We start from the raw sequence: 13,125 nt of genomic DNA, 5'->3' as shown, positions 1-13,125 counted from the left end.
CGCGGCGGCTGCGCGCCGGCGGCGATGGCTTCGCGCCCTCGCGGCTCCGTCCCGCGCCGCGGCGTCCGCTTCGCCCCCGCGCCCCTCACGCGAGCGCGCGGACCTCGCGCAGGACCGCCTCGACGTCCGCCTCCGAGTTGAGCAGGCTCGGCGCCACGCGCGCATAGCGCGTCGCATAAGGCGTCGTCGACGCGACGATCTTCCTCTCCCGGAGCCTCTCCACGACGGCCGCAGGCGTCATCCCCGCGACCTCGAAGCAGACGAGCCCCGCGGAGATCGCGTCGTCGACCGGCGTGTGCAGCGTGACGTGCCTCATCCCCTGGAGCCCCTCCTTGCACTGCCGGTTCAACGCATGAATGCGGGCCGCGACCCTGGCCTTTCCGATGCGCCGGTGGAACGCGAACGCCGCGGGCAGCGCCCAGCGGTGCTCGAAGGCGTGGAATCCTCCGGGAGACATCATGTTTGCCGTGGTGGGCGGCGCCGGCCGCCCCTGCAGCCAGGCCCCGTACCCCTCCCGGCCGAAGTGCGGGATGCTCGGGCGCAGCATCGGCCAGAGCTCGGCCCTACCCCAGAGCACGCCCGTGCCCCGCGGCCCGAAGATCCACTTGTGGCAGCCGGCCGAGAAGAAGTCGCAGCCGAGGTCGGCCATCGTGACGTCCTCGACCCCGAAGCCGTGCACGCCGTCCACGCAGCAGACGACGCGATCCCCCGGCGCCCGCCCATGGTTCGCCCGGGCGACCACCTCGGCGATGGCGCGCACCGGCGTCCTCACCCCCGTGCTCGAGTGAACCCACGTGATCGCCACGACCCGCGTGGCCGGCGCGATCGCCGCCTCGATCGCCCTCGCCATCTCCGTCGCCGACGCGGCGCTGCTCCGCTCGTACAGCGCGATCTTCCGCACCTTCGCGCCCGTCCGCTCCGCGGCGAACCGGAGCGACTCGTGCGTGGCGTAGTGATCGTGCACCGTCGTGAGCACCTCGTCGCCCGCCCGGAGCGGCAACCCGAGGTACAGCGAGGCGAGCCCCATCGTGGTGCTGCCCGTGAGCGCGATCTCCTCGGCCCTCACGCCCATGTACGCCGCGGCCGCCTCGCGCACCGGCGCCGGATCCTCGTGCGCGTCGAGCGCGTGCGCCGGGTTGTCGTCGAGCTCCCTCCGCAGCGCCTCGATCGCCTCGCGGACGGGCCGCGGGTGCGATGCGAGCAGGAAGCTCGCCATGTGGATCCACGCCGGCGACACCTCGAACTCGCCCCGGACGCGCTGCCACGCGTCGGTCGGCGGGCGCGGCTGCGGCCGATCGCTCGCGGCGGTCGCAGCCTCCGAGGGCGCGCACCCCGCGGCGCCCAGCGCCAGCAGGCCTTCGAGCAGGCTTCGCCTGGGTAGCTTCGTCATTCCCCGTCTCCTCCCTTCCTGCCGGGCGCAGCCCTCCGGAACCGCAGGATTGCGCGCCCGGGGAGCGCCGCGCTTCCGCGAGCAGGGGAGCCTCCCCCTCCCCGCCCCGCGCAGGCCGCGGAGTATGCACGGCGGCCGATGACGAAGATAACTATTTGAAAAGATATGAGTTTTTGCGACAATGGGCAGATCGCAGCAGGTCCGCCATGTCGGTGCAATCCCGTCTCGAAGCGCGCGCTGGACAATCCCGGATCACCAAGCTTCTCCCCGCGCGGCGCGCGACAGCTCCAGCGCCCTCGCCATGAAGCGCCGCTCGTCGGCCTCGGCGAACGAGAGCCTCGCCGCCCGCGGGATCAGCGGCGCTGCGGCCGGCGGGCTCACGGCGCCGGGTTCGGGTACCGGGCGTGGATCTGCTCGATCTGGACGAGCACCTGCTCATCGAGCACCACGCCCGCGCTCTTCACGTTCTCCTCGAGCTGCTCGACCGTGGTCGCCCCGAGGATGGTGCTCGCCACGAACCAGCGGCTGCGCACGAAGGCGAGCGCGAGCGACGCCGGGCTCAGGCCGTGCGCGCGCGCGAGCTTCACGTAGGCCTGCACCGCCTCGTCCACGTTGGGCTTCCTGTAACGCTGGCCGAAGGTCTCGAACCGGGCGAGCCGGGAGCCCGGCGGCGGCCCGCCCAGGTACTTGCCCGTGAGCAGGCCGAACGCGAGCGGGCTATAGGCCAGCAGCGGCACGTCCTCGCGGCGCGAGGCCTCCGCGAGCGCCGCGTCGAACGTGCGGTTGACGAGGCTGTAGGCGTTCTGGATCGACACCGGCCTGGGGAGCCCGAGCTGCGCCGCGACGCGGCTCCACTGCGCCACCCCCCAGGCGGTCTCGTTGCTGAGGCCGAAATAGCGGACCTTGCCGTCGCGGATCACCTCCGCGAACGCCGCGAGCTGCTCGGCGATCGGCGTGCTCGATCGCTCATTCGCCGGGTCGTAGGCGGTCGCGCCGAACTGCGGCACGTACCGATCGGGCCAGTGGATCTGGTAGAGATCGATGTAATCGGTCCTGAGGCGCCGCAGGCTGTCCTCGACCGCGCGCCGGACATTGGCGCGGTTGATCGCGAGAGAGCCGCCGCGGACCCACGGGATCGGGCGCCCCGGCCCCGCGATCTTCGTCGCGACGATCACCTTGTCGCGCGGCCGCTGGCTCAGCCACTCGCCCACGTAGCTCTCCGTGCGCCCCTGCGTCTCGGCGCGGGTCGGCACGGGGTACATCTCGGCCGCATCGATGAAGTTGATCCCCGCGTCGAACGCGTAGTCGAGCTGCGCTCTGGCGTCCTCGAGCGTGTTCTGCTCGCCGAACGTCATCGTCCCAAGGCAGAGCTCCGAGACCCGGAGCTCGCTGTCACCCAGCTGTCGGTAGTGCATGGTTGTCCCGTCCGTTGGATGCCCAGTACCACGGGGCAGCGTCGATGTCCACTATAACGGACGCAATTTCTTTTATAGCGGACCAGCACATCTCCGCGCTCGACCGCGCCGGGAGACCTGGAGCTCGCCTCCCGCGGCGCAGGGGGTCCCCGGTCGCTGCCGCCCCGCAGAGGAGGATCATCTCGCCGAGGCGCAGGGTCTCCAGAGACGGCCTTGGGAGGGATCAGGGCATTTGCAAGCAGTAGCGAGGATCTTCGAAGCTTCGTATGGATTGACCATCTTCGCTGACGTCGAGCTTGAAGTAGCTATAGGCGGACCCCTCCCCACATTGCTCTTCGTACCCCTGCGGGCCGGCCGTCGTCCCGCCGATGGGATCGAGCCATTGTTCGACGCTGGGCGTCGACGATTTCCATACCTCGGGCGTCGAACAACCGAACTGGACCTGGTACACATGCTCTGCGTCGTACGTATACCTGAACGCCACGACATTCTTGGGGTAGTCGCAGAATTTGGAGACGTGAGAGCCCGCCATGCCGCCGATCACCGGGCCGGCATCGTACCCGTCCCCCGTGTGACCGTCGCTCTGAAAGTCGGCGCAATGAAGAACGAACCCGTTGAGCCACGCGTCCCCCCAGACGCGGGCGCCCACGGCGACCCCCTTGCCGGGCACGCACTCTTGGACCATTGCGCCGCCGCCCGTGCCGCCACCGGCGCCGCCGGCCTCGCCGCCTCCCGCTTCGCCTCCACCGCCGCCGGCGCCGCCGGCCTCGCCGCCTCCCGCTTCGGCGCCGCCGCCACCGGCGTCACCGCTCCCGCCAGCTCCTCCAGCGGCCTCACCGTTGAAATCAAGCGATCCTACCCCCGAGATCAGCGTGCATCCCGCGGTCGCGGCGAACCCTACGATCAGAACACCCATCCTCGCAATTCGCGTGCGTTGCGTATCCATCGTTCCTTCTCCGTCAGAAGCTGCGTCGATCTCGCCGCAGCGCGCGTCGCCAAAGCGCTCCGGGCGCGGTCACGTCGTGTCGTCGCCGAGGATCTTTGACGTGGATCACCCGGGCCTGCGGGCCGGAGGCTCCTCGATGAGCGACGTCAATCGATCGATCTGGATGGGCTTGACGAGGTGCGTCTCGAACCCTGCCCCCTTCGAGCGCCGGAAATCCGCCTCCTGCCCGTAACCGGTGATCGCGATCAGGCGAACGCGCCCGCCCGCCGGCTGCTCGCGGAGGCGCCGCGCGAGCTCGTAGCCGTCCATCACCGGAAGCCCGATGTCGAGCAGCGCGACGTCGGGCGCGAACTCCTCCGCGATCCGGAGCGCGGACGGGCCATCGGAGGCAACGCGCGTCGCGTGCCCCATCGCGCCCAGCGACTCGGCCAGCAGCTCGACCGCATCGAGGTTGTCGTCCACGAGCAGGATGCGACGCCGGCCGGCTGGAGCCGGAGTCCCCTGCGTCCCGGCCCTCCAGCGCGCCGGCGCGGCCTCGGACGGGCGCGCGCTCGCCACGGCCGGCAGCCGGATGGTGAACTCGCTCCCGCGCCCGCGGCCCTCGCTGTGCGCGCTCACGCGCCCGCCGTGCATCGCGATGAGGTTGTGGACGATCGCGAGGCCCAGGCCCAGGCCGCCCTGGGCGCGGTCGAGCGCCTGGCGCTCCTGCACGAAGCGCTCGAAGACGCTCGCCAGCATCTCGGGGGCGATGCCGATGCCGTTGTCGCGCACGGAGAGGACGACCTCGCCCCCGGCGCGCTCGGCCCGGACGGCGATCTCGCCGCCGCTCTCGGTGTACTTCGCGGCGTTCGTGAGCAGGTTCGAGATCACCTGGGCGAGCCTCGTGACGTCGCCGTCCACGGCGAGGCCGCTCGAGGGGACCGCGACCGTGAGGCGGTGCCGGCGCTGCTCGAGCAACGGGCTCGCCAGCTCGACCGCCTTGGCCACGACCTCCGCGATCTCGATACGCTGCTTCTTCAGCTCGACCTTGCCCCGCGTGATGCGGGAGACGTCGAGCAGGTCGTCGACCAGCGTCGTCAGGTGCTTGATCTGGCGCTCGATGACGAGCCGCTCGCGCTCGGCGTGCCCCCCGGCGCGGAGGCGCATCAGGTGGAGCGCCGTGACGATCGGGGCGAGCGGGTTCCGCAGCTCATGGCCGAGCATCGCCAGGAACTCGTCCTTCGCGCGGTTCGCCCGCTCCGCGTCGCGCCGCGCGTCCTCCGCGCGGCGCAGCAGCTCCTCGCGCTCTCGCGCCGCCGCCTCGAGCTTCATTCGCGCCCGCACGTACTCGGTGACGTCGAGCGCGACGACCAGGATCCGGGTGACGGCAGCGTCCGTGTCACGCATGGGGTGCAGGTTGAAGCTCCAGTACGACTCTTCCAGCCCGCCGCGCCCGTGATCGATGTCGAACCGGTAATCGTAGGTCACGAACGGCTCGCCCGTCGCATAGACCCGATCGAAGACCTCGAGGAGCGGCGAGCCGACGATCTCCGGGAAGGCTTGCGCCAACGTGCGTCCGATCACGCCCCGATGGCCCACCATGGTCAGATAGTGCAGGTTCGTCATCTCGAAGACGTGCTCCGGGCCACGGTGGACGGCGATCCCGATGGGCACCTGCTCGAACAGCTCGTACATCCTCTCGCGCTCTCGCTCCGCCTCCCGCCGGTGCGCTGCGAGCTGGAGGTGGGTCGCGACGCGGGCGATGAGCTCGCGCGCAGAGAACGGCTTCACGAGGTAATCGTCGGCGCCGGCCGCGAGCCCCTCGACGCGGGACTCCTCGCCCGCGCGCGCCGAGAGCATGATCACCGGCACGCCCCGCGTCGCCGGATCGGCGCGCAGCGCCCGGAGCAGGCCGAAGCCGTCGAGCCCCGGCATCATCACGTCCGCGACGACGAGATCCGGCGGCGATCGCCGGGCGATCTCGAGGGCGCTGGCGCCGTCGCCCACGGCCTCGACGGTCCAACGCTCATCGAGGATGCGCCGCACGTACATGCGCATGTCGGCGTTGTCATCGGCAAGGAGGATGCGCGTGCTCGGGTCGAGCGGGACAGCGACAGGGGCGGGCTCGACGCGCTCGCCCGAGGTGATCGCGTCGGCGGGCGCCTCCGCGGCGAGCTGCCACCGCAGCGCCTCCTCGACGTAGGGCGCGGCGCCGGTCGCCGTCGACGAGAGCGTCTTCTCGGCGCGGATGCGCTCCGCCGAGAGGTGCACGGACCCGCGCGGGATCGCTATCGTGAACGCCGTCCCCTCGCCCAGGCGGCTCTCCGCTTGGATGCTGCCGCCGTGCAACCGCACCAGCTCGTGCACGAGCGCGAGCCCGATCCCGGAGCCCTCGTGCGTGCGCGCGCGCGCCCCGTGGACGCGGTGGAAGCGCTCGAAGAGGTGCGGCACCTCGCGCTCGGGGACGCCGGTGCCCGTGTCGCGCACCGCGAGCTCGACGTGGTCCCCGCGCGAGCAAAGCGATAGGAGAATCTCGCCCTCGAACGTGAACTTCAGGGCGTTGGACAGCAGGTTCAGGACGACCTTCTCCCACATGTCCCGGTCGACGAACACCGGCTCCGGGAGCTTCGGGCAGTCCACCTTGAACCCGAGCCCCGCTCGCTCGATCGCGGAGCGAAACGCGCTCGCGAGATCGGCCGTGAGGCCGGCGAGGTCCGTCGGCTCGTACGACGCCTGCGCGCGGCCCATCTCGAGGCGTGAGAAGTCGAGCAGCGCGTTGACCAGCTTCAGCAGGCGCAGCGCGTTGCGGTGGGCGAGCGAAAGGTGCTCGCCGCTCAGCGCGCGCTCCGGCGACGCGAGCGCGTCCTCCATGGGGCCGAGCATCAGCGTCAGCGGCGTCCGGAACTCGTGGCTGACGTTGCTGAAGAACAGCGTCTTCGCGCTGTCGATCGCGGCGAGCTCCTCGGCGCGCCTGCGTTCCTCCTCGTAGGCCCGCGCGTTCGCGATGGCGGTCACCACCTGATCGGTGATCAGCCGGAACAGCCCGCGATACGACTCGTCGAGCAGGCGGCGCGGGCTGACGCCGCCGACGAGGAAGCCATACGGGCGATGTTGGCCCGGCCGCGAGAGGGGCAGGACGATCGCCTGCTCCGGCGCGCCGCCCCAGCGGCCGCCGGGCAAGGCGCCGAAGCGGGCCGCGAGATCGCCCACGAGGAGCTCGCCAGAGGCGCGCGCCGCCTCCGCGAGCGGCCAGGTCGAGGACGCGTCACCTCGATCGTGGAGGGAGACGCGCGCCGGCTTCGCGGCTCCCTGGTACTCGTCGAGCCCGCTCGCGCCAGCGAGGCGCGCGTCGCCCGCGTCGCCGTCCAGGAGGTAGAGCAGCGAGAACGGCAGATCGGCGCCGTTCGCCGCGAAGATCTCCGCGGCTGTCGAGCACGCCTCCTCGGCAGACTTCGCGTGGGCAGAGCGCGTCGCGAGATCGCGCAGCATGTGGAGCTGGCGCGCGTCGAGCACTTGCTCCGTGGTCTCCTGCACCGTGACGAGGACGCCGGCGACCCGCTGGTTGTTGCCGGGTATCGGGCTGTAGGAGAACGTGAAGTACGCCTCCTCGACGAAGCCTCGCCGGTTCATGGGGAGCATGAGGTGCTCGCTCCACGTCGCGGGCCCGCCGTCGAGCACGCTCAGCGCCATCGGGCCGATGACATCCCAGATCTCGGCCCAGACCTCGGCCGCCGGGGCGCCCATCGACGCAGGGTGCTTCATGCCCAGGATAGGCCGATAGCCATCGTTGTAAATGTGCAGCAGCTCCGGTCCGATCAACGCGAGCATGGGGAACCGATTGCCCAGCACGAGGCCGACCACGGTCTTCAGGCTTATCGGCCAGTTGGCGACGGGGCCGAGCTTCGTCTTCGACCAGTCGATCGAGCGCATCAGCGCGCCCATCTCGCCGCCCCCGGCGAGGCAGTCCTCGGCGCTCGCGTCCAGGGCGCTGCCATCGGGCGGGGGCGCGACGACAACTGAAGATTTCTTCCGTATGCCGGCTGGCCCCATGCAGCGCCATGGTGGATGAAATCCACGGCTTTTGCCACAGGGACACGCCACACGGCTCGGGCGCCGCCGGCCTCGAGTCGCCCCGGCGGCGAGGACACGGGCGAGCGCGGCGTCCTCCGGGGACGGCGCGGTGGCGCGGTACGGCAGAGCGTGATCGCCGGAGAGGGTCGGGGCGAACGGCGAAGCCCGCCAGTCCACCGGCGTCGCTGCTCGACGATCACGTTCACGACCGCGGTGGGCAGCTCGAAGGGCACCGTGACCGACCACGATTCGGTGGCGGTGAGGGCGCCTTCGTCATAGCCGACCATGAACGTGGCTGACAGCTCGTGCGATCCATCCTCGACGAGCTGGTAGCGAGGCTCTTCGAAGCTTCGTATGGATTGACCATCTTCGCTGCGTTGAGCTTGAAGTAGCTATAGGCGGCCCCCTCCTCACATTCCTCTTGGTACTCCCGGCAGAAGCTGCGTCGGTCTCGTCGCGGCGCGCGTCGCCAGAGCGCTCCGGGCGCGGTCACGGCGCGTGGCTCACTCGGCCCCGCGGGCCGGAGGCTCCTCGATGAGCTCCGTCAACCGATCGATCTGGATGGGCTTGACGAGGTGCGTCTCGAACCCTGCCCCCTTCGAGCGCCGGAAATCCGCCTCCTGCCCGTAACCGGTGATCGCGATCAGGCGAACGCGCTCGCCCGCCGGCTGCTCGCGGAGGCGCCGCGCGAGCTCGTAGCCGTCCATCACCGGAAGCCCGATGTCGAGCAGCGCGACGTCGGGCGCGAACTCCTCCGCGATCCGGAGCGCGGACGGGCCATCGGAGGCAACGCGCGTCGTGTGCCCCATCGCGCCCAGCGACTCGGCCAGCAGCTCGACCGCATCGAGGTTGTCGTCCACGAGCAGGATGCGACGCCGCTCGGCGGGAGCCGGAGTCCCCTGCACCTCGGCCGGCGGGCGCGCCGGCGCGGCCTCGGACGGGCGGGCGGTCGCCACGGCCGGCAGCCGGATCGTGAACTCGCTCCCGCGCCCGCGGCCCTCGCTGTGCGCGCTCACGCGGCCGCCGTGCATCGCGATGAGGTTGTGGACGATCGCGAGGCCCAGGCCCAGGCCGCCCTGGGCGCGGTCGAGCGCCTGGCGCTCCTGCACGAAGCGCTCGAAGACGCTCGCCAGCATCTCGGGGGCGATGCCGATGCCGTTGTCGCGCACGGAGAGGACGATCTCGCCGTTCATGCGGTCGCCCCGGACGGCGATCTCGCCGCCGCTCTCGGTGTACTTCGCGGCGTTCGTGAGCAGGTTCGAGATCACCTGGGCGAGCCTCGTGACGTCGCCGTCCACGGCGAGGCCGCTCGAGGGGACCGCGACCGTGAGGCGGTGCCGGCGCTGCTCGAGCAGCGGGCTCGCCAGCTCGACCGCCTTGGCCACGACCTCCGCGATCTCGATACGCTGCTTCTTCAGCTCGACCTTGCCCCGCGTGATGCGGGAGACGTCGAGCAGGTCGTCGACCAGCGTCGTCAGGTGCTTGATCTGGCGCTCGATGACGAGCCGCTCGCGCTCGGCGTGCCCCCCGGCGCGGAGGCGCATCAGGTGGAGCGCCGTGACGATCGGGGCGAGCGGGTTCCGCAGCTCGTGGCCGAGCATCGCCAGGAACTCGTCCTTCGAGCGGTTCGCCCGCTCCGCGTCGCGCCGCGCGTCCTCCGCGCGGCGCAGCAGCTCCTCGCGCTCTCGCGCCGCCTCCTCGAGCTTCATTCGCGCCCGCACGTACTCGGTGACGTCGAGCGAAATGACCAGGATCCGGACGACGGCACCGCCCGGCTCACGCATGGGGTGCATGTTGAAGCTCCAGTACGACTCTTCCAGCCCGCCGCGCCCGCGATCGAGGTCGAACCGGCATTCATAGGTGACGAACGGCTCGCCCGTCGCATAGACCCGGTCGAAGACCTTGAGGAGCGGCGAGCCGATGATCTCCGGGAAGGCTTGCGCCAACGTGCGTCCGATCACCTCACGATGAGGGCCCACCATGGACACGAGTTGCGGATTCGCCATCTCGACGACGTGCTCCGGGCCACGGTAGACGGCGATCCCGACGGGCGCGCGCTCGAACAGCTCGTACATCCTCTCGCGCTCCCGCTCCGCGTCTCGCCGGTGCGCTGCGAGCTGGAGGTGGGTCGCGACGCGGGCGATGAGCTCGCGCGCAGAGAACGGCTTCACGAGGTAATCGTCGGCGCCGGCCGCGAGCCCCTCGACGCGGGACTCCTCGCCCGCGCGCGCCGAGAGCATGATCACCGGCACGCCCCGCGTCGCCGGATCGGCGCGCAGCGCCCGGAGCAGGCCGAAGCCGTCGAGCCCCGGCATCATCACGTCCGCGATGACGAGATCCGGCGGCGATCGCCGGGCGATCTCGAGCGCGCCGGCGCCGTCGCCCACGGCCTCGACGGTCCAACGCTCATCGAGGAGGTGCCGCACGTACATGCGCATGTCGGCGTTGTCGTCGGCGACGAGGATGCGCGTGCTCGGGTCGAGCGGGACGGCGACAGGGGCGGGCTCGGCGCGATCGGCCGGGGCGAGCGCCAGGGCGGGCGCCTCCGTGACGAGCTGCCACCGCAGCGCCTCCTCGACGTAGGGCGCGGCGCCGGTCGCCGTCGACGAGAGCGTCTTCTCGGCGCGGATGCGCTCCGCCGGCAGGTGCGCGGACCCGCGCGGGATCGCGATCGTGAACGCCGTCCCCTCGCCCAGGCGGCTCTCCGCTTGGATGCTGCCGCCGTGCAGGCGCACCAGCTCGTGCACGAGCGCGAGCCCGATCCCGGAGCCCTCGTGTGTCCGCGAGCGCGCCCCCTGGATGCGGTGGAAGCGCTCGAAGAGGCGCGGCACCTCGCGCTCGGGGACGCCGGTGCCCGTGTCGCGCACCACGAGCTCGACGTGGTCCCCGCGCGAGCAAAGCGATAGGAGAATCTCGCCCTCGAACGTGAACTTCAGGGCGTTGGACAGCAGGTTCAGGACGATCTTCTCCCACATGTCCCGGTCGACGAACACCGGCTCCGGGAGCTTCGGGCAGTCCACCTTGAACCCGAGCCCCGCTCGCTCGATCGCGGAGCGAAACGCGCTCGCGAGATCGGCCGTGAGGCCGGCGAGGTCCGTCGGCTCGTACGACGCCTGCGCGCGGCCCATCTCGAGGCGTGAGAAGTCGAGCAGCGCGTTGACCAGCTTCAGCAGGCGCAGCGCGTTGCGGTGGGCGAGCGAAAGGTGCTCGCCGCTCAGCGCGCGCTCCGGCGACGCGAGCGCGTCCTCCATGGGGCCGAGCATCAGCGTCAGCGGCGTCCGGAACTCGTGGCTGACATTGCTGAAGAACAGCGTCTTCGCGCTGTCGATCGCGGCGAGCTCCTCGGCGCGCCTGCGTTCCTCCTCGTAGGCCCGCGCGTTCGCGATGGCGGTCACCACCTGATCGGTGATCAGCCGGAACAGCCCGCGATACGACTCGTCGAGCAGGCGATGCGGGCTGACGCCGCCGACGAGGAAGCCATACGGACGATGTTGGCCCGGCCGCGAGAGGGGCAGGACGATCGCCTGCTCCGGCGCGCTGCCCCAGCGGCCGAGGGGCAAGGCGCCGAAGCGGGCCGCGAGATCGCAAACGAGGAGCTCGCCGGAGGCGCGCGCCGCCTCCGCGAGCGGCCAGGTCGAGGACGCGTCGGCGTGCTCGTGGAGGGAGATGCGCTCTGGCTTCGCGGCTCCCTGATACTCGTCGAGCCCGCTCGCGCCGACGAGCCGCGCGTCGCCCGTGTCGCCGTCCGAGAGGTAAAGCAGCGAAAACGGCAGGTCATCGCCGTTCGCCGCGAAGATCTCCGCGGCTGTGGAGCACGCCTCCTCGGCAGACTTCGCCTGGGCCGAGCGCGTCGCGAGATCGCGCAGCATGTGGAGCTGGCGCGCGTCGAGCACTTGCTCCGTGGTCTCCTTCACCGTGATGAGGACGCCGACGACCCGCTCGGTGTCGCCGGGTATCGGGCTGAAGGAGAGCGTGAAGTACGTCTCCTCGACGAAGCCTCGCCTCTGCACCGGCAGCAGGAGGTGCTCGCTCCACGTCGCGGGCCCGCCGTCGAGCACGCTCAGCGCCATCGGGCCGACGACGTCCCAGACCTCGGCCCAGACCTCGGCCGCCGGGGCGCCCATCGACGCAGGGTGCTTATTGCCCAAGATAGGCCGATAGGCATCGTTGTAGATCTGCAGCAACTCCGGCCCGATCAACGCGATCATGGAAAACCGATTGCCGAGCACGAGGCCGACCACGGTCTTGAGGCTTATCGGCCAGTTGGCGACGGGGCCGAGCTTCGTCTTCGACCAGTCGATCGAGCGCATCAGCGCGCCCATCTCTCCGCCCCCGGCGAGGCAGTCCGCGGCGCTCGCGTCCAGGGCGAGGCCATCGGGCGAGGGCGCGACGACATCCGAAGATTTCTTCCGTATGCCGGCTGGCCCCATGCAGCGCCATGGTGAATGAAATCCACGGATCTTGCCACACGGACAGGCGGCACATGGCTGAGGCGGTATCAGCCTCGAGCCGCCCCGGCGGCCGAGGACACGGGCGAGCGCGGCGGCCTGCGAAGATCGCGCGGCGATCCAGCAAGGCAGAACGCGGTCGCCTGAAACGCCGGGGCGAGCAGCAAAGCCCGTCGCGCCGGCAGCGAGAGACAGGGGGTCAGCGCGATCTCCAGACCGATCCAGGGCGATCGCCCTTCAGGAGATCACCGCGCGTGGTGCTGCGTGGCGATCATGGACGGGCGCTGGCTGGCGACGTCGAACCAGCGCGCCAGGCCGCTCCGGCCGCTTCGCCACGCCCGATCGGGCCAGCGGAAGTCGAGGTAGCCAAGCGCGCAGGCGACCGAGATCGCGCCGATGTCCGCGAGCGCTCCCGACAGCGCGCCGGCGTCACGCTCCAGCCTGTCGAGGCCGGCCTCGATGGCGGCCGCCTGGCGTTGCATAACGCTGCTCGATCGCTCGTTGGATGGGCGATGTTCGTCGGCGAAGAGGCGTCCGGCAGCCGCGTTGACGCCGTCCGCGATACCCTGCCGGAGCAAGGCGCTCCACCGCGCCTCGCCCGGCGCTGGATACAACCCGCCGGCCGCGAGGTGGTCCAGGTATTCGCAGATGAGCGCCGACTCGAAGAGCACCTGCCCGTCTTCCAGGACCAGCGTCGGCACCTTGGCCAGCGGGTTCAGGGACCGCAGCTCCGCATCCGACCAGGGATTGACGAGCACGAGGTCGATCCGGTCTCCCAGCTGTAGTTCGTGGGCGGCGACCCGCACCTTGCGGGCAAAGGGGGATGTGGGCGCGTAGAAGAGCTTCATGGAGATCAGCAGGCCACCGGGCGAGGAA

General features: G+C 70.9%; 7 protein-coding genes. All 7 read right to left on the bottom strand.

The annotated features are described in order from the left end of the window. Positions 1-85: 85 nt before the first annotated feature. The 7 genes from WME90_RS04150 to WME90_RS04120 all read right to left on the bottom strand — a co-directional run bounded on the left by WME90_RS04150 (position 86) and on the right by WME90_RS04120 (position 13,097). Positions 86-1,390: an aminotransferase class V-fold PLP-dependent enzyme gene (locus WME90_RS04150; RefSeq protein ID WP_437279756.1), complete on the bottom strand. Its 1,305-nt coding sequence runs from the start codon at positions 1,388-1,390 to the stop codon at positions 86-88. 252 nt (positions 1,391-1,642) lie between these two features. Further along, on the bottom strand, positions 1,643-1,771 hold the full coding sequence (locus WME90_RS04145) for a hypothetical protein (protein WP_437279755.1): 129 nt from the start codon (positions 1,769-1,771) through the stop codon (positions 1,643-1,645). Then, on the bottom strand, positions 1,768-2,805 hold the full coding sequence (locus tag WME90_RS04140; protein WP_437279754.1) for an NADP(H)-dependent aldo-keto reductase: 1,038 nt from the start codon (positions 2,803-2,805) through the stop codon (positions 1,768-1,770). The genes WME90_RS04145 and WME90_RS04140 overlap by 4 nt, the downstream gene beginning before the upstream one ends. 223 nt (positions 2,806-3,028) lie before the next feature. Then, positions 3,029-3,721, bottom strand: coding sequence for a hypothetical protein (locus WME90_RS04135; protein ID WP_437279753.1), 693 nt, complete (start codon positions 3,719-3,721; stop codon positions 3,029-3,031). A 135-nt stretch (positions 3,722-3,856) separates the two neighbouring features. After that, on the bottom strand, positions 3,857-7,780 hold the full coding sequence (locus tag WME90_RS04130) for an ATP-binding protein (RefSeq protein ID WP_437279752.1): 3,924 nt from the start codon (positions 7,778-7,780) through the stop codon (positions 3,857-3,859). Positions 7,781-8,304: 524 nt separating this feature from the next. Beyond that, the gene (locus WME90_RS04125) at positions 8,305-12,231 is read right to left on the bottom strand and encodes an ATP-binding protein (RefSeq protein ID WP_437279751.1); all 3,927 of its coding nucleotides are present in this window, start codon (positions 12,229-12,231) and stop codon (positions 8,305-8,307) included. Between the two features lie 263 nt (positions 12,232-12,494). Further along, on the bottom strand, positions 12,495-13,097 hold the full coding sequence (locus WME90_RS04120; protein WP_437279750.1) for a glutathione S-transferase N-terminal domain-containing protein: 603 nt from the start codon (positions 13,095-13,097) through the stop codon (positions 12,495-12,497). Positions 13,098-13,125 lie beyond the last annotated feature (28 nt).

It is taken from the genome of Sorangium sp. So ce375 (genome assembly GCF_051473855.1).
Taxonomy (GTDB): Bacteria; Myxococcota_A; Polyangia; order Polyangiales; family Polyangiaceae; genus Sorangium.
The sequence above is the reverse complement of the archived record's forward strand: the minus strand, read 5'-3'. Positions and strand labels throughout refer to the sequence as shown.